This window comes from Enterobacter sp. J49, assembly GCF_002148625.1.
GTDB classification, from domain to species: domain Bacteria; phylum Pseudomonadota; class Gammaproteobacteria; order Enterobacterales; family Enterobacteriaceae; genus Enterobacter; species Enterobacter ludwigii.
The window spans coordinates 64465-83987 of record NZ_MWPY01000024.1 but is presented as its reverse complement, the minus strand read 5'-3'; the positions used below and the strand labels follow the sequence as shown (position 1 = coordinate 83987).

At 55.5% G+C, this 19523-nt stretch carries 14 protein-coding genes and 3 tRNA genes; 7 read left to right on the top strand and 10 right to left on the bottom strand.

Annotated elements, in window-relative coordinates; all coding sequences use genetic code 11:
- The first annotated feature begins 58 nt into the window (after positions 1 to 58).
- On the top strand, positions 59 to 814 hold the full coding sequence (gene xni / locus BJP35_RS05785; RefSeq protein WP_047743551.1) for a flap endonuclease Xni: 756 nt from the start codon (positions 59 to 61) through the stop codon (positions 812 to 814).
- 57 nt (positions 815 to 871) lie between these two features.
- Here the strand turns inward: xni and rlmM are convergent, their stop codons facing one another.
- The 4 genes from rlmM to BJP35_RS05765 all read right to left on the bottom strand — a co-directional run bounded on the left by rlmM (position 872) and on the right by BJP35_RS05765 (position 3894).
- A complete protein-coding gene (rlmM, locus tag BJP35_RS05780) occupies positions 872 to 1972 on the bottom strand; it encodes a 23S rRNA (cytidine(2498)-2'-O)-methyltransferase RlmM (RefSeq protein ID WP_025203351.1) in 1101 nt (366 codons plus the stop codon).
- Positions 1965 to 2360, bottom strand: a complete 396-nt coding sequence (locus BJP35_RS05775) for a DUF423 domain-containing protein (protein ID WP_008499646.1) — start codon at positions 2358 to 2360, stop codon at positions 1965 to 1967. The genes rlmM and BJP35_RS05775 overlap by 8 nt, the downstream gene beginning before the upstream one ends.
- 39 nt (positions 2361 to 2399) lie before the next feature.
- A complete protein-coding gene (gene gcvA / locus BJP35_RS05770) occupies positions 2400 to 3317 on the bottom strand; it encodes a glycine cleavage system transcriptional regulator GcvA (RefSeq protein ID WP_014171433.1) in 918 nt (305 codons plus the stop codon).
- A 349-nt stretch (positions 3318 to 3666) separates the two neighbouring features.
- Positions 3667 to 3894: a YgdI/YgdR family lipoprotein gene (locus tag BJP35_RS05765; protein ID WP_003862759.1), complete on the bottom strand. Its 228-nt coding sequence runs from the start codon at positions 3892 to 3894 to the stop codon at positions 3667 to 3669.
- A gap of 202 nt (positions 3895 to 4096) precedes the next feature.
- Here BJP35_RS05765 and csdA point away from each other — a divergent pair, with 202 nt between their 5' ends.
- Positions 4097 to 5302 (top strand): cysteine desulfurase CsdA, encoded by a 1206-nt coding sequence (gene csdA, locus BJP35_RS05760; protein ID WP_047743553.1) that lies wholly within the window; start codon positions 4097 to 4099, stop codon positions 5300 to 5302.
- Positions 5302 to 5748 (top strand): cysteine desulfurase sulfur acceptor subunit CsdE, encoded by a 447-nt coding sequence (csdE, locus tag BJP35_RS05755; protein WP_014171435.1) that lies wholly within the window; start codon positions 5302 to 5304, stop codon positions 5746 to 5748. Before csdA ends, csdE begins: the two co-directional genes overlap by 1 nt.
- On the opposite strand, the gene tcdA is transcribed toward csdE, so the two are convergent.
- Together tcdA and mltA are read right to left on the bottom strand one after the other, a co-directional pair.
- A complete protein-coding gene (gene tcdA / locus BJP35_RS05750) occupies positions 5739 to 6545 on the bottom strand; it encodes a tRNA cyclic N6-threonylcarbamoyladenosine(37) synthase TcdA (protein WP_006811804.1) in 807 nt (268 codons plus the stop codon). The genes csdE and tcdA overlap by 10 nt on opposite strands.
- Positions 6546 to 6621: 76 nt before the next feature.
- Positions 6622 to 7719, bottom strand: coding sequence for a murein transglycosylase A (gene mltA, locus BJP35_RS05745; RefSeq protein WP_025203349.1), 1098 nt, complete (start codon positions 7717 to 7719; stop codon positions 6622 to 6624).
- Positions 7720 to 7928: 209 nt separating this feature from the next.
- Between mltA and BJP35_RS05740 the strand changes: the two genes are divergently transcribed.
- From BJP35_RS05740 to BJP35_RS05730, 3 genes are all read left to right on the top strand, one after another.
- Positions 7929 to 8005, top strand: a tRNA-Met gene (locus BJP35_RS05740).
- A gap of 44 nt (positions 8006 to 8049) precedes the next feature.
- Positions 8050 to 8126, top strand: a tRNA-Met gene (locus BJP35_RS05735).
- A gap of 44 nt (positions 8127 to 8170) precedes the next feature.
- Positions 8171 to 8247, top strand: a tRNA-Met gene (locus BJP35_RS05730).
- An 87-nt stretch (positions 8248 to 8334) separates the two neighbouring features.
- Here the strand turns inward: BJP35_RS05730 and amiC are convergent.
- Positions 8335 to 9588 (bottom strand): N-acetylmuramoyl-L-alanine amidase AmiC, encoded by a 1254-nt coding sequence (amiC, locus tag BJP35_RS05725; RefSeq protein WP_020883787.1) that lies wholly within the window; start codon positions 9586 to 9588, stop codon positions 8335 to 8337.
- 227 nt (positions 9589 to 9815) lie between these two features.
- On the opposite strand from amiC, the gene argA reads away from it, so the two are divergent.
- Positions 9816 to 11147, top strand: a complete 1332-nt coding sequence (argA, locus tag BJP35_RS05720) for an amino-acid N-acetyltransferase (protein ID WP_020883786.1) — start codon at positions 9816 to 9818, stop codon at positions 11145 to 11147.
- A 34-nt stretch (positions 11148 to 11181) separates the two neighbouring features.
- Here argA and recD read toward each other — a convergent pair whose 3' ends face one another.
- The 3 genes from recD to ptrA are packed head-to-tail and all read right to left on the bottom strand — an operon-like array spanning position 11182 to position 19420.
- Positions 11182 to 13002, bottom strand: a complete 1821-nt coding sequence (gene recD, locus BJP35_RS05715) for an exodeoxyribonuclease V subunit alpha (protein WP_086462952.1) — start codon at positions 13000 to 13002, stop codon at positions 11182 to 11184.
- The gene (recB, locus tag BJP35_RS05710; protein WP_047743558.1) at positions 12999 to 16541 is read right to left on the bottom strand and encodes an exodeoxyribonuclease V subunit beta; all 3543 of its coding nucleotides are present in this window, start codon (positions 16539 to 16541) and stop codon (positions 12999 to 13001) included. Before recB ends, recD begins: the two co-directional genes overlap by 4 nt.
- Positions 16538 to 19420 carry a pitrilysin gene (gene ptrA, locus BJP35_RS05705; RefSeq protein ID WP_086462951.1) on the bottom strand — a complete coding sequence of 961 codons (2883 nt, stop codon included), beginning with the start codon at positions 19418 to 19420 and terminating at the stop codon, positions 16538 to 16540. The genes recB and ptrA overlap by 4 nt, the downstream gene beginning before the upstream one ends.
- Positions 19421 to 19523 lie beyond the last annotated feature (103 nt).

Genomic DNA, 19523 nt, shown 5'->3' with positions numbered 1-19523 from the left:
TAGTTTCCCACCGCTGACAATGTTACCCTTCCCCCATTAAACAGAAGGGAGATTATCTGTGGCTGTTCATTTGCTTATCGTCGATGCGCTCAACCTCATTCGCCGGATCCATGCGGTGCAAGGTACGCCCTGTAAGGACACGTGTCTGCACGCGCTGGAGCAACTTATCCGCCATAGCGAACCGACCCATGTGGTTGCCGTTTTTGATGACGAAGCGCGTAACAGCGGCTGGCGACACCAGCGCCTTCCCGACTACAAGGCCGGGCGCGCACCAATGCCTGACGATTTGCATGCCGAAATGCCGGCCATTCGCGCCGCCTTTGAACAGCGCGGCGTTCCCTGCTGGGGAGCCCATGCCAATGAAGCCGATGATCTGGCCGCCACGTTAGCCGTCAAGGTCGCGAACGCCGGGCATCAGGCCACCATCGTCTCAACCGATAAAGGCTACTGCCAGCTGCTTTCGCCCACCGTCCGCATCCGCGATTACTTCCAGAAGCGCTGGCTTGATGCCCCCTTTATCGCCAGTGAGTTTGGCGTCTCGCCGGAACAACTTCCTGACTACTGGGGGCTGGCCGGAATAAGCAGCTCGAAGGTTCCGGGAGTGGCAGGCATCGGGCCGAAGAGTGCCGCCCAACTGCTGACGGATTTTCAGAGTCTGGAAGGGATTTACGCCAGGCTGGACGAGGTCCCGGAAAAATGGCGCAAAAAGCTGGAGGCGCATAAAGAGATGGCCTTTATCTGCCGGGATGTGGCGACGTTACAGACGGATTTACAGCTGGACGGGAACTTGCAGCAGTTGCGCTTAGAACGTTAAATCGTTTTCAGATGAATCGCCCGGCAAGCAAAACGCCACCGGGCAATGTAACGCGTACTATCGCTCGTCGCGACGTCCGCCAACAGCGGCCCACCAGCGACGAATATGCACCGTTACTTCTTCGCGGTCGTGATACAGCTGGCGCGCCTGAATCTCCACGTTAATGCCGTGCTCATCCATTTGCGCCTGGATATAGGCCAGGTTTTGCGAGACTTCCTCATAGCGCTTTTTCATCGGCAGCTTGAGGTTAAAGATAGTCTCACGGCACCAGCCGTTCACCAGCCAGGAGGCCATCAGCGCGGCCACTTTTGCCGGCTTCTCAACCATATCGCACACCATCCAGGAGATGTTGTTGCGGGTGGGACGATAGCGGAAACCATCTTCACGCAGCCAGGTGACCTGTCCGGTATCCATCAGGCTCTGGGCCATCGGGCCGTTATCAACCGAAGAGACCCACATGTTGCGTTTCACCAGTTGATAGGTCCAGCCGCCCGGACACGCGCCGAGATCGACCGCGTACATGCCGTTCGCCAGACGCTCATCCCACTCATCCGCCGGGATAAATACGTGGAACGCCTCTTCCAGCTTCAGGGTCGAACGGCTTGGCGCATCTGAAGGGAATTTCAGACGCGGAATGCCCATGAAGAAGGGAGAGTTGTTATTGGTGTAGGAGTAACCCGTGTAACAGCAGCCAGGGGCGATAAAGAATATATGCACCACCGGACGTTTTGGCGTTTCGTAGTTTGTCAGCACGCCAGCGTCACGCAGTGCAGCGCGCAGCGGTACGGTGAACTTACGGCAGAACTTCATCAGCTCTTTGCTTTCGTTGGTATCCGCGACTTCAACACGCAGCTCGCCACCCTTTTCCACGACGCCCTGCAGCATACCCACAACCGGCGTGATGCGGTCTTCCGGCGGAAGATCTTTTAGCAGTTCACCGGCAACAAACATCTGGCGAGCGAAAATCAGTGAGCTGAACGGCAGCTCACGCGCGAGTTTATCCGCATCCTCAGGCTGATAGCACTCGAATACGACGTAGCCGGCATTATCTTTAACGCGTGCAAAGCCAAAGACTTCGCGCTTCGCCGCTTTATCAGTAATTTCCGCGGCGCACTCTTTCTCAAACCCCGGGCGACAATATAAAACAACCTTATTCATGAACAACGCCCTTGCGTTTCAGACGGATGGCTCCGATAAACATTAATACCCAACCTGCCAGGAAGCTGACGCCGCCGACAGGTGTAACAAACGCCCACAGGCGTAAATGCGAAAGCGCCAGGCAGTACAGACTACCGCTGAACAACACGGTGCCTAACGCCAGGAATACGCTGCTCCAGTAAAACCAGATGCTGATGCGGCGCTGCATTGCCACCGCCAGCCCAAAAATCGCCAGCGTGTGGAATGCCTGGTATTCAAGGCCGGTCTGGATCCAGCCCATTTCTACCGCCCCCAACGACTTGCTTAATACATGTGCGCCAAAGGCGCCCAGTGCAACAAAAATAAAGCCACTCACCGCGGCAAAAATCAGCATGAATCGGCTGGTCATGTTTAAATCCTAAAGTGATGCGTGCCCGGCACACAAAAGTTACTGTTCATACCTGAAGCGGAATTTTTCTTGCTCACTCGCCGCTTTCGCCAGAATCCACTGTCGGAAAGCGGCTATTTTACCCAGTTCTGCCTGACTGTCATGACAAACCAGATAAAACGCGTTCTTGCTGACCAGCACATCATTAAATGGACAAACCAGACGGCCTGCCTCAATTTCGGACTGCGCCATGACGTTATTTGCCAACGCCACGCCTTGCCCGTGAATGGCAGCCTGTAACACCATTGCGCTGTGGCTAAAAATGGGGCCCTGCTGCACGTTTATATGATTAAGACCTAATTGACGGGTATAAGTTTGCCAGTCACGGCGAGAAGCATCATGTAAAAGCGTATGTCGCGCCAGGTCAGCGGGGGTCTTCAGCGCCTTTTCGCCCGTTAAGAGCAGCGGTGAACAGACCGGCAGCAGATATTCTGCGTATAATTTTTCGACACGCAAGCCTGGCCAGTTACCGCGGCCATAAAAAATGGCGACGTCCACATCATCGGCCAGCTTGTCTTCCTGACGGTCCACCGCCTGGATTCGAACGTCGATTCCCGGATAAGCTGAGTTAAAGCTTGTGAGTCTTGGCACCAGCCACTGAATGGCAAAACTGGGTAATAAACTTACCGTCAGCGCGCCTTTTGCACTGCGGGCCTGCAGCTTGCGCGTGGCTTCCGTGAGCTGGGAAAAAATCTCTTTAATATCCTGAAAATAGCTCTGCCCCTCTTCGGTCAACAGTAACGAACGGTTGCGCCGACGGAACAGCTTAAGGCCCAGGAAATCCTCCAGAGACTTGATTTGGTGACTTACTGCGGCCTGTGTCACAAAAAGCTCATCGGCTGCGCGCGTGAAACTCAGGTGACGTGCTGCTGCATCAAAAACACGTAATGCATTTAGGGGTGGCAATCGCTTCGACATGGTTATCTGGCTTAGATGTTAACGAGATTTAACAAACAGGAAACAATGTTTAACCTATTAGTTTTTTTTATCTGAGCCATTATAATTTGTCCGTTGAGGAACTACCAGCAAATACCTATAGTGGCGGCACTTCCTGAGCCGGAACGAAGAGCTTTTTTCGGAATGCGTGTTCTGAAGGGCTTTTGGCTTACGGTTGTGATGTTGTGTTGTTGTGTTTGCAATTGGTCTGCGATTCAGACCACGGTAGCAACGCTACCAATTTTTCACTTCCTGTACATTTACCCTGTCTGTCCATAGTGATTAATGTAGCACCGCCAATTTGCGGTGCTTTTTTTTCGCCTGCGATCGATTAATGCTCGATTTCTTTCATTTCCTTCACGTCAGTGCGATTAATCTGCTGCTTGTTCCCGTTCGCATCTTTATACGAAATCATACCGGTGTCGTTATCGGTTGTCGGTTTCCCTTCAGAGACGATAGAACGGCCATCGTTAGTATGCATTACGTAGTTGTTACCGGAACAGGCGCTCAGGGCAAAGGTCAACGCACAGGCAGAGATAATGGCGGCTGTCTTTTTCATGCTTATTCTCCTTTAGCAATTAATGCTATTCAAACATCGATTTATAACAGGCTTAAACATTCACCTAACCTTATTTAGCATAACCTGCTTTTTCAGAGTCGCCAGGATAAGTAAGGATTAGCAGACAAATCTGATAGATATCAACCTCCTTGCCCTGCCGATGAAATTGCGCGACGATCTCACTATTGAGATGAGGAATTCCATGAACGCTTTCAGTCCCGCGCAGTTTCGCGCACAGTTCCCGGCGCTGGCCGATGCCGGTATTTACCTTGATAGCGCTGCCACCGCCCTTAAGCCTCAGGCAGTCATTGAGGCGACGCAGCAGTTCTACAGCCTGAGCGCCGGGAACGTGCACCGTAGCCAGTTTGCCGAAGCACAACGATTAACCGCGCGCTATGAAGCCGCGCGCGATCAGGTCGCACGCCTGATCAACGCCGAAAGCGGGAAAAACATCGTCTGGACGCGAGGCACAACTGAAGCCATTAACATGGTAGCCCAGTGCTATGCGCGCCCGCGGCTAAAGCCTGGCGATGAAATTATTGTCAGCGAGGCTGAACATCACGCCAACCTGGTTCCGTGGCTGATGGTGGCTGAGCAAACGGGCGCGCGCATTGTGAAACTGCCGCTGGGTGCAGATCTTCTGCCAGACGTAGCGCGCTTATCTGAGTTCATTACCCCCCGCAGCCGCATTCTGGCTCTTGGACAAATGTCGAACGTCACAGGGGGTTGCCCGGATCTGGCTCTGGCCATCGACGTGGCCCACGCTAACGACATGGTGGTGATGGTCGACGGTGCCCAAGGCGTGGTGCATTTCCCCGCTGATGTACAAAAGCTGGATATTGATTTCTATGCCTTCTCAGGACATAAGCTGTATGGCCCAACCGGGATCGGGGTGCTGTACGGAAAACCGGCCCTGCTGGCGCAAATGACGCCGTGGCTTGGGGGAGGAAAAATGATCACCGAGGTGACCTTTGAGGGCTTTAAAACTCAGGATGTCCCTTACCGTCTGGAAGCCGGAACGCCGAACGTCGCAGGCGTCATCAGCCTGAGTGCCGCGCTTGAATGGCTGGCTGAAACGGATATCGCTCAGGCAGAACGCTGGAGCCGGGGTCTGGCGACGCTTGCAGAAGAGGCGCTACAGAAACGTCCGGGTTTTCGATCGTTCCGCGTGCAGGACTCAAGCCTGCTGGCCTTTGATTTTGCCGGCGTTCATCATAGCGATATGGTTACGCTGCTTGCCGGGTATGGCATTGCCCTGCGTGCCGGCCAGCACTGCGCGCAGCCATTACTGGCCGCGCTGGGTGTTAGCGGTACGCTGCGTGCGTCGTTTGCGCCGTATAATACGCAAAGCGATGTGGATGCGCTGGTTGATGCCGTTGACCGCGCCCTTGAAATACTGGTGGATTAATGACGAGTTCAGCGTTAGCCGAGCATCCGTTTGGCACGGTCATCACAGAAGAGACCTTAAAACAGACTTTCGCCCCGCTGTTGCAATGGGAAGATAAATATCGCCAGTTGATCCTGCTCGGCAAGCAGTTGCCGGCGCTGTCAGACGAACGCAAAGCGCAGGCGAAAGAGATTTCCGGCTGCGAGAACCGCGTCTGGCTGGGATGCACGGTATCCGGTGAAAAACTGCATTTCTTTGGCGACAGCGAAGGACGTATCGTTCGCGGGCTGCTGGCGGTACTGTTAACCGCCGTGGAAGGGAAAAGCGCGGCGGAGCTGCTGACGCACTCGCCGCTGGCATTGTTCGATGAGCTGGGGCTACGGGCGCAGCTCAGCGCCTCGCGCGGTCAGGGCCTGGTCGCTCTCAGTGAGGCGGTACAGGATGCCGCGCGTCAGGCTCAGGCCTGACGTTCCGCCTTCGCCATCATTTTCTTCAGGGCGTGAGAGACGGCTACAAAGCCGAAAGAGGCGGTCACCATGGTGGCCGCACCGAAGCCTGAGGCACAATCCATCCTTTTTGGCCCTTCCGCCGTGCTTTTCATCGCACACACCGAACCGTCAGCCTGCGGGTAGACCAGGGCTTCAGTCGAAAAGACACAGTCAACGCCCAGCTTGCCTTTGCTGTTTTTCACGACGTTAAAATCGCTTTTTAAGCGCTCGCGCAGCTTGGCCGCCAGCGGGTCCTGAATCGTCTTTGCCAAATCGGCCACCTGAATCTGCGTGGGATCGATTTGCCCGCCAGCCCCCCCAGTGGTAACCAGAGGAACCTTGTAACGCCGACAGTAGGCAATCAACGCCGCTTTTGGACGCACGCTGTCGATCGCGTCGATGACATAGCTGTAGCCTTTACTCATGTATTCGGCGACGTTATCTGCCGTCACAAAGTCATCGATCACCGTCACGCGGCATTCCGGGTTAATCAGGCGAATACGCTCCGCCATCACCTCAGATTTCGCCAGCCCGACGTTATCGCGCAGGGCATGGATTTGACGGTTGGTGTTGGTGACGCAAACGTCATCCATATCAATCAGCGTGATCGCGCCAATGCCGGTTCTCGCCAGCGCTTCCGCAGCCCAGGAGCCAACACCGCCAATCCCCACGACGCAGACATGCGCATCCGCAAACAGCTGCAGGGCTTTTTCACCATATAGACGTGCCGTGCCGCCAAAACGCTGACGCCAGGCATCGCTGATTACTACAGACATAAAACCTCAGATGTCAAAAGGGTGAGGTTATTCCTCACCCTTCTCTGTTAATTCAGTACGACTCAGAATACCACAATCAGCCGCTGAATACGTTACCGCTGCCAGGGGCTGCCTTGAGCACCCATACGCGCCCATAGTGGTTATACCAGCCTGCACGGTGCCCCGCATCCGGGCCAATGCCCTGATAAATATCGAAGTGCTGACCTTTAATCGCACCGCCGACATCCAGCGCGACCATCAGACGTAGCTCGTACTGACCGTTAAATTTGCCGTTGTTATCCAGCAGAGGCACTTCCGCCAGCAGCGTGGTGCCCGCAGGAATAATAGAACGATCCGAAGCTACCGAGGCGCGGCCAATCAGTGGAACGGCACTCGCCCCTTTCACTGGCGCAAAGTTTTGCGGTTTAAAGAAGACAAACGACGGGTTCTGTTCCAGCAGCTCACGCACTTCGGCTTCGCTGTGTTTTTCACCCCACTCGCGGATCGCCTGCATCGACATGTCTTCTTTTTTCACTTCGCCTCTGTCGATCAGCACTTTACCAATGCTGCGATAGGCATGACCGTTTTTACCGGAATAACTAAAGAAGTTCAGGGGGGAGCCATCGCCAAAGTCGATATAGCCGCTGCCCTGAACATCCATGATGAAGTTGTCCATCAGCGAGTTGCTGTAGGCCAGAACGTAGTTTTCGCTCAGCGCACCGGAGTAGATCTCAGCGCGGGACGGCAGACGACCGCGTTTAGGCGGCATTCGGTAAATGGGATACTGGAACTCGCCCTGACGCGTGTGTCGCGCCTGGATAACCGGGGTGTAGTAACCGGTAAACTGGACGTTGCCATAGTTATCCGCCCCTTCCATCTGCCAGGCGTCGATACCAAACTGGCGCATATTGCGCGTATCACCGCCCGCGCGTAGCCAGTCCTGTACCGCGTTATAAACGCTGCTCTGTGAGCCATACAGACGTGGCGACGCGTTGCGGATCTGGTAAACCTGCTCGGAAAAGTCTCCGGCGTTGATCGGTGCGCCAACGGCATCAGGTTGATTAACTAAAGAGAAAGGCTGGGATAGCTTCCCGTCTTTATACTGTTGACCGCGATCGGTCGGTTTAGAAGAGCAGGCCGCAAGAATGGCTACCATTGCCCCTGTCATTAGATACTTCGCCCAACGTCCTTTCATTATATCTCGTCTTAAAGTTGCCCATTACCGCGTGATGAAGATAACAAACCCACTGTTCTAAAGAAACGGAATCACATGCCCTTTGGCAAATTCTGAGCAAAAAATAGTCCAAATATCGCAACGCCGTTCAATTTACATACAAAGTTAATGATTTATGTGAAAAAGGGGTTGCATCACAAACCTAACCGAGTATAGTGCGCTTCCACGGACGCGGGGTGGAGCAGCCTGGTAGCTCGTCGGGCTCATAACCCGAAGGTCGTCGGTTCAAATCCGGCCCCCGCAACCAATTAAAATTTGATGAAGTATCTTCTACGACAGTAGGAAGACGGACGCGGGGTGGAGCAGCCTGGTAGCTCGTCGGGCTCATAACCCGAAGGTCGTCGGTTCAAATCCGGCCCCCGCAACCAATCAAATTTGAAGAAGTAAGTTTCTACAAGAGTAGAAAGACGGACGCGGGGTGGAGCAGCCTGGTAGCTCGTCGGGCTCATAACCCGAAGGTCGTCGGTTCAAATCCGGCCCCCGCAACCAACACTTCTAAAACAATAAACACCCTTCAGGGTGTTTTTTTGTATCTGCGGTGTGTGAAACTGCCGGGCGGTTACCCGGCGCACTCAACTACCCAAGCCTTGCCAGCGTCGCCCCATCTGAGAAATACGCCCGGATCCCTGCCAGAATCGACTCTGCCACTTCCTGCTGGAATTTTGCCGTCCTGAGCTTACGCTCCTCTTCCACGTTACTGATAAACGCGGTCTCGACCAGAATCGACGGAATATCCGGGGCCTTCAGCACCGCGAACCCGGCCTGTTCAACGCTGTTTTTGTGCAGCTTATTAACATTGCCTAGCTTGCCCAGCACCGCTTTACCAAATTTCAGGCTGTCGGTGATGGTCAGCGACTGCACCATATCAAACATGGTGTGATCGACATAGCGGTCGCCACTTTTGCTCACGCCGCCAATCAGGTCCGAGGCGTTCTGAGAGTCAGCCAGGAATCTTGCGGCGGTGCTGGTTGCCCCTTTAGTCGAGAGCGCAAACACCGACGAACCGCTCGGCTGGCGGCTGGTAAACGCATCGGCATGAATCGAGACGAACAAGTCTGCACGCTGCTTCTGGGCTTTCGCCACGCGGACTTTCAGTGGAATAAAGACATCTTCGTTTCGCGTCATGTAGGCGCGCATATTGCCTTCTTTATCGATCAGCGCCTTCAGCCGTCGGGCGATTTGCAGCACCACATCTTTTTCCCGGGTACGATATTTCCCCACTGCGCCCGAGTCTTCGCCGCCATGGCCAGGATCAAGCATGATCACAATCGGGCGATCGCGCCCTGCTTTTCCGGGCTGCGGACCGCTCTGGGCCGGTGGCACCTGCTTCTCCAGGTTGCCCTGGTTGTAGTCTTCCAGTAATGCCAGCAGCGGATCCTGAATATCCGTCGCATTCGCCGGATAGAGATCCATGACCAGACGCTCTTTAAACGTCGCAACAGGTGCCAGGGCAAACAGCTGCGGTTTAACGTTTTGCTTCAGCTCAAACACCATGCGCACGGTTTGCGGATCAAACTGACCCACGCGCGCCGATTTGATAAACGGATCGTCGCCGCGGATCTGCGCCGCCATTCCCTTAAGCACAGAGTTGAGGTTAACACCTTCGAGATCCACCACCACACGTTCAGGATTGCTGAGGGCAAATTGCTTATATTTCAGCACCCGATTGGATTCTACCGTGACGCGTGTATAGGTCGACGACGGCCAGACGCGCACCGCCACCACCTGACTGGTGGCGGCAAGACCCACCTGGCTGACGCTAAGCAACCACATCGCCCCTGCCCCTTTTAACAACCGGCGGCGGCTTATTGCTGAATTGGATCCCGACATGCTTCTCCCGAGCAAGAAAAGTGATTGATTTACAAAATCGCTAAATTGACCGAAAACTTTAACGAATGACGCATAAACTGTCATCTATAAAAGGGTAAACATTCATACGCTAACGCACGGATTACTTATCAATTTCTGTGGGTCGCAGAAAATTTAGGCTTGCACACACGGCCACAATCGAATAAAAATACAGAAATTACGAATAAACATTCATTAAGGGTTGTGTCATGGTGAAGGAACGTAGAACCGAACTGGTCCAGGGATTCCGCCATTCTGTTCCCTATATCAACGCCCATCGGGGAAAAACGTTTGTCATCATGCTCGGCGGCGAAGCCATTGAGCATGAAAACTTTTCCAGCATCGTCAATGACATTGGCCTGCTGCACAGCCTCGGGATCCGCCTTGTTGTGGTGTATGGCGCGCGCCCGCAGATTGATGCCAACCTGGCCGCGCATCACCACGAGCCGATTTACCATAAACATACCCGCGTCACGGATGCGAAAACCCTTGAGCTGGTGAAACAGGCGGCGGGTCTGCTGCAGCTGGATATCACCGCTCGCCTGTCGATGAGCCTTAACAACACACCGCTGCAGGGCGCGCACATCAACGTTGTGAGCGGCAATTTTATCATCGCTCAGCCTCTCGGCGTGGACGATGGCGTGGACTATTGCCATAGCGGACGTATTCGTCGTATCGATGAAGAGGCCATTCACCGCCAGCTGGACAGCGGTGCCATCGTGCTGATGGGGCCTGTGGCAGTGTCCGTGACCGGTGAAAGCTTTAACCTCACCTCAGAAGAGATTGCCACTCAGTTGGCCATCAAGCTGAAGGCGGAGAAAATGATTGGGTTTTGCTCTTCCCAGGGCGTCGTGAATGATGAAGGGGTGATTGTGCCAGAGCTCTTCCCGAATGAGGCCCAGGCTCGCGTGGAAGCGCTGGAAGCCGAAGGGGATTACCACTCGGGTACCGTGCGTTTTTTGCGCGGTGCTGTGAAGGCCTGTCGCAGCGGCGTACGCCGTAGCCACCTGATCAGCTATCAGGAAGACGGTGCCCTGCTGCAGGAACTGTTCTCCCGCGATGGTATCGGCACCCAGATAGTGATGGAGAGCGCGGAGCAGATCCGTCGCGCCACCATCAATGATATCGGCGGAATTCTGGAGCTGATTCGCCCACTGGAACAGCAGGGCATTCTGGTTCGGCGCTCCCGCGAACAGCTGGAGATGGAGATCGACAAATTCACCATTATTCAGCGCGATAACCTGACCATTGCCTGCGCCGCTCTCTACCCGTTCCCGGAAGAGCAGATCGGAGAAATGGCCTGCGTGGCGGTGCATCCTGACTACCGGAGCTCTTCACGGGGTGAAATGCTGCTTGAGCGCGTGGCGGCTCAGGCGCGTCAGATGGGGCTGAACAAGCTGTTCGTGCTGACTACGCGCAGCATTCACTGGTTCCAGGAGCGCGGATTTACACCGGTGGACATTGAATCACTGCCGGAGAGTAAGAAAGAGATGTACAACTATCAGCGCCGGTCAAAAGTGCTGATGGCCGATCTGGGATAATACGAAGCCCTCACCACCCGGTGGGGGCTATCGCTTAAAGGGATTCAAATATCGCGCTCAGGCCGCTTCGACGTTCCGTGCGGGTGGCAATCGCATGTAGCAGTACGCGCTCATCGGCATACAGCGACAGGCGCTGACGCGCGCGCGTAATGGCGGTATAAATCAGTTCGCGGGTAATAACGGGCGAAAGCTGTGTCGGCAGGATCAGCGCCGCATGGTTGAACTCGGAGCCCTGAGACTTATGCACCGTCATTGCCCAGGCCGTTTCATGTTCAGGCAGACGGCTGGGCTGAACGGACTTCACGCTTCCATCCGGCATCTGGAACCAGACGCGCAGCCCCAGTCCACGATCGAGGGCAATCCCGATATCCCCGTTAAACAACCCCAGCGCGCTATCGTTGCGGGCGATCATCACCGGGCGTCCCTCATACCAGCGCGAGTGCGGGGTGCGGTGGATTTTGCGTTTCTGGCCCAGCAGCTGTTCGAACCTGTCGTTCAGACCGCTTACGCCAAATGGCCCTTCCCTCAGTGCGCACAGTAGCTGATACTCGCCAAAGGCGGCGAGCGCCTGTGCGGGCGTGCATTGCTGTTGTACACCCGTCAGGAAATGCTGATACCCCTGCAGGGCGTCATCAAGCATCGCCTGATACTCTTCCCCGGTTTGCAGCGATTTTTTCTCGATATCGGTGAATTGACCGTCAAATACCGCACAGGTCGTGTGCCGGTCGCCTCTGTTCACAGCCGAAGCCAGCTGACCGATGCCCGAGTCGCTGCCGAAACGGTAGCTTTTTTGCAGCAGGCACAGGCTGTCGCGCAGCGCCCCCGCCAGGGAATGGTTTTCACTGGCGAGCGAACAGCCGGTCAGACGGGACAGCTCCTCAGCGCGTTCAGCGGTATATCCCAGGCTTGCATAAGTGCAGATATCTCCCAGCACCGCCCCGGCTTCCACCGAGGCAAGCTGGTCGCGATCGCCCAGGAAAATGACGCGGGCGTGCGCTGGCAGAGCATCAATCAACCGCGCCATCATCGTCAGGTCGATCATTGACGCCTCATCCACCACCAGCACATCCAGATGCAACGGGTTACCGGCGTGATAGCGCAGACGCTGGCTTCCCGGCTGAGCGCCCAGCAGCCGGTGCAGCGTGCTGGCTTCGTTTGGGAAAAGGGCAAGCTGCTCCCCGGTGAGTGGCAACTTCTGCAGCGCACCACCTAACGACTCGGTCAGGCGCGCCGCCGCTTTGCCGGTAGGGGCCGCCAGACGAATACGGCACTTTTGCTCACCTGATAACTGAATCAGGGCGGCAAGCAGTTTGGCCACGGTGGTGGTTTTACCGGTTCCCGGGCCGCCAGAGATGACGGAGATCCGCCGTGTTAAGGCCACGGCTGCCGCCACTTTCTGCCAGTCTGTCGCCTCAACAGAGGTAAACAAGGTATCCAGCGTTTGCCGCAGTTGGGCTTCATCGCAGGGAAGAGGCGCATTGGTCTCGCTGAAAAAACGCGCGACCGCCAGTTCATTACGCCACAGTCGGTTGAGATACAAACGATCGCCCGTCAGGATCATGGGGGTCTGGCTATCGGCTGCGCTGACGGCAGGCGAACGGTGCAACACCGTCGGCCAGTCCACGGATTCTCCCAGCAGAGCAAAGCAGGACTGCAGGGCCGCGGGCATTTTCTCATCCATCGCCAGACGCGAAAGCGGCAGGCAAACGTGCCCTTCCCCTGCGTCTTTACTCAGGATGGCAGCGGCGAGCATCACGGCAGGCTCATCACATGACACCATCATGGCGAACTGTACGTCCAGGTGGCGCAGTAGTCGCTGTTCTACCGCTTCCAGCAACAATTCCTGCATCGTCATGCCACTTCCTCCGTGTTTGCTGCAAATAAGTTATCCATTTTCTCGATCAGTGCCGCATGCGGGCGTGTGCTAAAGATGCCTGAACGCGGGTCAGCCGCATCCACACCGCGCAGGAAAAGGTAAATCACCCCACCAAAGTGCTCTTCGTAACGGTAGTCAGCAATGCGATGGCGCAGATAACGATGCAGCGCCAGAGTGTAGAGCTGGTACTGCAGATCGTAGCGATGCATTTGCATGGCGGATGCCATCGCCTGCTGGGTGTAGGCTTCGCTGTTCTCACCCAGCCAGTTTGATTTGTAATCCAGCAGGTAGTAGCGCCCTTCGTGACGGAAAACCAGGTCGATAAAGCCTTTTAACATCCCCTGCACCTGGCGGAAGTTCAGCGGCGGGCAACCGGCAGACAACGGGTCATACTCGCGGATCACCGCATCAAGCGCGTCAGCCCGCAGCGGGCTGACGATGGGAAGGTAAAACTCCATCTCCACCTGTTTATCTTTGGCGGTCAACTGGCTGAGAGAGAGGCCCTCTGCCGTGAGCGGGGCGTGCAGAATAGCGCGGATCCACTCGGTGAGGACCGGCTGCCATTGTGCATCATAGCCCCCACTCTGTAACATCTTCAGGACCCATTCGTCAGAGACCGGCTGGGTAAAATCCAGCTCTTCAAACAGGCTATGCAAAAAGGTTCCCGGTGACGCGCCGCGTGGAAATTGATGCGGCGTAAGCGCAGGCTCAACCGGTACGCTACCGGCTCCGGCGGCATCAATATCCAGCTTTGGCATCAGGTCCTGCGCAATGCTCTGCCCGTGCTGCTGTAACCCGGAGTAGCTGGTAACGCGCCAGTCGTCGGCAATGGTGCGCAGAATCTGCCGGGCTTCCAGTTCAGATTCCCGCCAGTCCGGCATCTGCCAGCGGCTGTTATCGGGTGGCGACGGAATGTGCAGTGCAACATGCTCGCCGCACAGCGACTCGATGCACTGGCGTAATCCGGCAGCATCTTTGGGCTCACCGAGCTGAATGAGTCGCCCCAGCGCGCTCAGGTGGAAATCGCTCTCCCCCGACTTGTCGCCACGACGGCGGAATAGCGGCGCCACGCCCAGGCTGCAGTGCCAGACCGAACGGGTCAATGCCACGTAGAGCAGGCGTAAATCTTCCGCCAGACGTTCGGCCTCGGCCAGCTCAACGCTGGACTCCGCTTTACTGAGATCGAGCACCGCGTCGAACGACTCGCGATCGTGGTAAAAGGCCTGATCCTGCACGCGGTAATTGGCGATAAACGGCAGCCAGACCAGCGGATACTCCAGGCCTTTCGACTTGTGAATCGTGACGATCTGTACCAGATGTTTATCACTCTCAAGACGCATCTGCTGGCTGGAGGCGTTGCTGTTTGGGTCGGCAATCTGTTGCGCCAGCCAGCGCACCAGAGCATGTTCGCTTTCAAGCTGCGTGCCCGCCTCCTGCAACAGCTCACTGATATGTAAAATGTCGGTCAGGCGGCGCTCACCGCCTGCTGTCGCGAGCATATTCTCCGCAAGGTGTCGCTTCGCCATGAGCTCGCGCACCATCGCCATCACACCGCGCTTCTGCCATCGCTCACGGTAGTGAACGAACTCTTCGACGACCGCATCCCATGCGGCTTCGTCATTATTGAGTGCATCAATGTCACGGGCGTTCAGACCGAGCATTGCGCTGGCTAGTGCGCTGCGAAGCGTACTTTCGCGCTCCGGGGACAGCACGGCCTGAAGCAGCCACAGCATCTCCTGTGCTTCCAGGGTTTCAAAAACGCTGTCACGGTTTGAGAGGTACACGGACGGGATGTTCAGCAGGGTAAGCGCATCGCGGATCAGCGAAGCCTCCTGACGACTGCGCACCAGCACCGTGATATCAGACGCCTTCACGGGGGCTGACTCATTTTCCTTCCACAACAGCGCCTCGCCACGCGCACCAGCGCTGAGCCAGTCACGGATCTGCGCGGCACAATGCTGGGCCATGGCATTTTGATAGTCCGCGACGCCACAGCCTTCGCCGTCCAGCAGCCAGAAGTTCATGGCTGGCTGCGTTATCCCGTTGAATTCGAAACGCAACGAGCTGTTTTTTGCGGCAAACTTTACCGGCTGAAAGGGGATCTCACGGAACATAAATGCCGTATCCATGCGGCTAAACAGCGCATTGACGCTTTGCACCATGCCCGGGGAAGAGCGCCAGTTGGTATCCAGCGTATAATGCGCCTCTACCTCACTGCGGGCCTTCATGTAGGTGAAAATATCCGCACCGCGGAAGGCGTAAATGGCCTGTTTCGGATCGCCGATTAACAACAGCGCGGTGTCGGGCTGTTGTCGCCAGATGCGGCGGAAAATACGGTACTGCTGAGGATCCGTATCCTGAAATTCGTCAATCATGGCTACCGGGAAGCGGGTGCGGATCGCGCAGGCAAGGGCTTCGCCGTTTTCACTGCACAGCGCCGCATCAAGGCGGCTCAGCATATCGTCAAAACCCAGTTCGCCACGGCGACGTTTCTCACGTGATACGGCTTCGCGAATTTCCGTCATGGCGCGGGTGATCATCAGGTCATTGAGCGTGAGTGGCTCAGCGAGCAGCGATTCAATCGCAACAAACAGGGGATGCTCAGGCACAATGCCGTCGGCTTTAGTCCGCTCAATCAAAAAACGCTGCGAGAATTTCTCCAGTGCGTCCGGAAGCTGATAACCGCGCGTCTCTTCCTGCGCCCAGGCGCTGATCTTCTCGATCCATTTACCCTGGTTGCCGCGGTTAAATTTACGTCTGTCGATCCCGGAGTTTTCGATGATCGCCTCAATCTCACCGACGGACGCATTCCATTTTTGCTTGAGCGCAGCAATTTTTCCGACAATCTTTTCATGACGTGAAGCCAGCGTTTCGTCTGCAGGTGGCGGAGATTTGATAACCGGCGCTTCGCCCTGAAGATAACGGTCGATAGCGCGAAGAAGCTCTTCGGGACCTTTCCACAACGCATGGACCGCTTCAGCGATATCGCGCGATAAAGGGTAACAGTGGCGACGCCAGAAATCCGCACAGGCCTGATAGCGAAGCACAGATTCATCTTCAATGAGCTGCTGTTCAAACAGCATTCCGGATTCAAATGCATTCAGGCTCAGCATGCGCTGACAAAAACCATGAATGGTGAAAACGGACGCTTCGTCCATCTGCCGTTCCGCCAACAGCAGCCACTGGGCGGCCTGTTGCTTATCTGCAATCTCTTCAAGAAGGCTGGCGTAGAGAGGGTTATCCGTGGTCTGGCGCAGGCAGGCGATGCGCAGCTCATGAATATTGGCACGAATACGACCGCGCAGCTCAGCGGTAGCGGCCTCGGTGAAGGTGACCACCAGCAGCTCTTCCACACTTAACGGACGTGGAAAAGCGGCGTTACCACCAAGCCCTAACAGAAGACGCAGATAGAGCGCGGCAATGGTGAAGGTTTTTCCCGTTCCCGCTGAGGCTTCAATCAATCGTTCACCCTGTAGAGGTAAACGTAAGGGATTAAGGGGCTCAGCGGTATCGGTCATTCTTTCTTACTCCAGGGCATAGATTGCTGCAGCGCGCTGACGCTCTTCCAGATCGTCCAGCCTTTCGGGTTAACGTAGTCCGTTTTCCCGTTCTGACTACCGGAAACCTGCGACAGAATCGCCATTCCCTGCGGTTTAACCACCGCCTGGTGGAAGAAATCAGCAACCTTCTGCGGCGTCAGCTGTTTTATCTCGGCCACTACTTTATCACGCGAATCAAATTTCAGATTACCGCGATCAAAATCTTTGCTCAGTTGTGATGCTTCTTCACCCAGCGTCTGCGGCGGCTGCATCACCTGCGCGATGACGGCCTGCTGAATCTGAGCAAACTCCTCCGGCTTCATCGCCCGCAGCTTCGCTTCCGCCTGTGGGAAGAATGCCTGATAACGTTGCCAGAGATAAGCAGGCTGTTTATCACTGCTTTGCAGCAGGAAGCCCAGCCCCCACTGGCGACCCACGTTCATGGAGAAGGCAAAGACCGCGTAACCAAGCTGCTCTTCTGTACGCAGCTGGTTGTAGAACCACGGCTGAATAATCTGCCCCAGCACCGCACTCTGCGCGGTACTGTTGAATTCATCATAACCCGTGGGTACAAACACAGCGGCCAGGGCAGAATCCGTGCTGTTACCCGCCTTTTCAAAAATCACATTCTGTTTTTTCTCAACCAGTACGTCCTGGTTGCGGCACCACTCGTCGCCTTTCGAACCAAGCTGCGTGCGGACATTTTCTGCCAGTGTTTTGGCCTGTACGTCACTCATATTCCCGACGATAAGGAACTCCGGACGCGTGTTCGTTTTCAGCGCATCACGATACGCCAGCACATCTTTTAAGGTGATAGAGGGCAGTAGTGCCCGGCGATCTTCGCGCTGGAAATAGGGAATTTGCGAAAGCATTTGCGTCGGCATGAGCGCCAGGTCATACGCTTTACCCTTCTCGGCAGAATCCATCATCTGCGCATACCAGGATTTGGCCTGCTCAAGTTGCTCTTCGGTCGGGGTATAGCTGAAATAGCCTTCCAGTAACGCCTGGAACAGCTGCGGCAGACGCTGGGTGTAGCCGTTGGCATTGACCATCAGACCGTTATTGGCGTTGGTCGAGAAGCTTATCCCGCCGACGGCCGCCTGATTGCTAAGCTGATCGAGTGCGATACCGGCAAGGTAGTCATTGAGCGCAAACATCACCTGATTTTTAGCGCTGTTCATTGCTTTTGGGTTACGCAGAACCACGCTCACATCGGCTTTCGGTTCACTCGCGAAATAGCGGCTTGGCGTATACACCACGCGCAGCGTCGGCTCATCAACGATAAGTTCCGGGTGCGGATAGGCTTTCGTGGTTTTAACCAGCGAGAAATCATCCGGAATGTAGGGGTTCAGCTCCGGCAATTTAAGCGCGATCTCACCGGCCTTTTTCTGCCAGTCGGCGAAGGTCTGGTCACTGATTTTATCCACCTGGTAAGGGGCATCGACAAAATAGGCCATTTTGTTATGCGGTTCATTCGGGCTGATATACCAGACGCGGGCATTCTGCGGCGTCATCATCGCCAGGCGGGCTTTTACCGCGTCGGCGTCATACTGGTCGGCAATATTGACCGCGTCGAGGGTATGTTCCACCGGCACACGGATCATGGTATCGGCCAGCCATTCAACGTAATCCATGTCGCGGGTAATGGACGGATAACGGAAATCGAGATCCAGCACGTGCGCCAGTTCATCAAAGTAACGTTTATCGACGCCTTTATCGCGCAGCAAAGAGAGGTAGCTGAAGATAGCCGCCACGACGTCATCACGGTGAGCCAGACCTTTGTCAGTCAGGGTGGCGGAGATCGCCAGCACGCCGCTGTTGCCGTTCACAACCGGATCGGAGTCGGCACGAATACCTTCCACCAGCCCTTGTTTTTGCAGCCAGTCAGAAAGTGTTCCCGGGCTACGGTTGCCGATCAGGTAGGTGACCAGTTCATCGGTTTTGCTGCGAAACTGCGCTGTATTGTTATCAATGCGGAACTCAACGCGTAACACTTTACGCGGCAGTGCAGGAACGTAGTGGATAACGATCCCTTTTTGCGCGTCCGTGACCACAGGAACGTTTATCTGCGGCAGGTCGATATTTTTATTCGGTACCCGGCCAAACGTCTGTGCCGCCATGCTTGCCAGCTCAGGCAACGGTTTGTTGCTGTAGATGACCGCTTTCATCAGATTGGCGGAGTAGTATTTATCGCGAAAGGCATGCAGGGCATCCAGCACCGGGCTGTTCGGTTTATCGCTCAGCGTCTCCAGGTTACCGCCGGAAAAACGCGATCCCGGGTGCGCCGGGTTAATGGTTTCTGCACTCACCTGCGCCATGCGCATCCCGTCTCGCGTACGGGCAAGGGTCAGTTCAGCATTAACGGCATTGCGTTCGCGGTCAGCGTATTTTTTATCCAGCAGGGGAGCCGCGATAGAATCCGCCAGACGATCTACCGCACCTCCCAGCGCATCATTCTCAACTTCGAGATAGAAGGCTGTACGGTACGGCGCCGTGCTGGCGTTGTGGCTGCCGCCATGCATTTTGAGAAATTCGGACAGGCTATCTGGCTGTGGGTATTTTTTGGAACCCATAAGCGTCATATGTTCCAGATAGTGTGCAAGCCCAGGGTGGGCTTCCGGATCTTCCAGCGACCCAACCGGCACCACCAGTGCCGACAGGGATTTTACCGCCTGCGGATCGGAAACCAGCAGCACAGTCATCCCGTTATCAAGGCGAATAGCCTGATACTGACGGGTATCTTTTTCGCTCTTACGGATAGTTTCCTGAATGGGTTGCCAACCGGAGCCTGCCTGAGTGAAAGGTGCCCAAAGGGCGACAAACAAAACAAACGCTTTGAACAAGGTGCTGCCTGGCATTACGACCTCTTTATCACGGCTACATCATTAACAAACTGCGTGCTGGACTCACCAACATCTCTTTCTTTGGGTACATCAGTCCGTGATAAGAAGTGCATCATAA

Bases quoted from the DNA above. Each gene is read 5' to 3' on its own strand.
- csdE (WP_014171435.1), top strand. From the start codon at position 5,302: ATGACGAGTTCAGCGTTAGCCGAGCATCCGTTTGGCACGGTCATCACA.
- recB (WP_047743558.1), bottom strand. From the start codon at position 16,541: ATGACCGATACCGCTGAGCCCCTTAATCCCTTACGTTTACCTCTACAG.
- rlmM (WP_025203351.1), bottom strand. From the start codon at position 1,972: ATGAATAAGGTTGTTTTATATTGTCGCCCGGGGTTTGAGAAAGAGTGC.
- BJP35_RS05775 (WP_008499646.1), bottom strand. From the start codon at position 2,360: ATGACCAGCCGATTCATGCTGATTTTTGCCGCGGTGAGTGGCTTTATT.
- tcdA (WP_006811804.1), bottom strand. From the start codon at position 6,545: ATGTCTGTAGTAATCAGCGATGCCTGGCGTCAGCGTTTTGGCGGCACG.
- gcvA (WP_014171433.1), bottom strand. From the start codon at position 3,317: ATGTCGAAGCGATTGCCACCCCTAAATGCATTACGTGTTTTTGATGCA.
- BJP35_RS05765 (WP_003862759.1), bottom strand. From the start codon at position 3,894: ATGAAAAAGACAGCCGCCATTATCTCTGCCTGTGCGTTGACCTTTGCC.
- ptrA (WP_086462951.1), bottom strand. From the start codon at position 19,420: ATGCCAGGCAGCACCTTGTTCAAAGCGTTTGTTTTGTTTGTCGCCCTT.
- amiC (WP_020883787.1), bottom strand. From the start codon at position 9,588: ATGTCGGGATCCAATTCAGCAATAAGCCGCCGCCGGTTGTTAAAAGGG.
- csdA (WP_047743553.1), top strand. From the start codon at position 4,097: ATGAACGCTTTCAGTCCCGCGCAGTTTCGCGCACAGTTCCCGGCGCTG.
- argA (WP_020883786.1), top strand. From the start codon at position 9,816: ATGGTGAAGGAACGTAGAACCGAACTGGTCCAGGGATTCCGCCATTCT.
- mltA (WP_025203349.1), bottom strand. From the start codon at position 7,719: ATGAAAGGACGTTGGGCGAAGTATCTAATGACAGGGGCAATGGTAGCC.
- recD (WP_086462952.1), bottom strand. From the start codon at position 13,002: ATGACGATGCAGGAATTGTTGCTGGAAGCGGTAGAACAGCGACTACTG.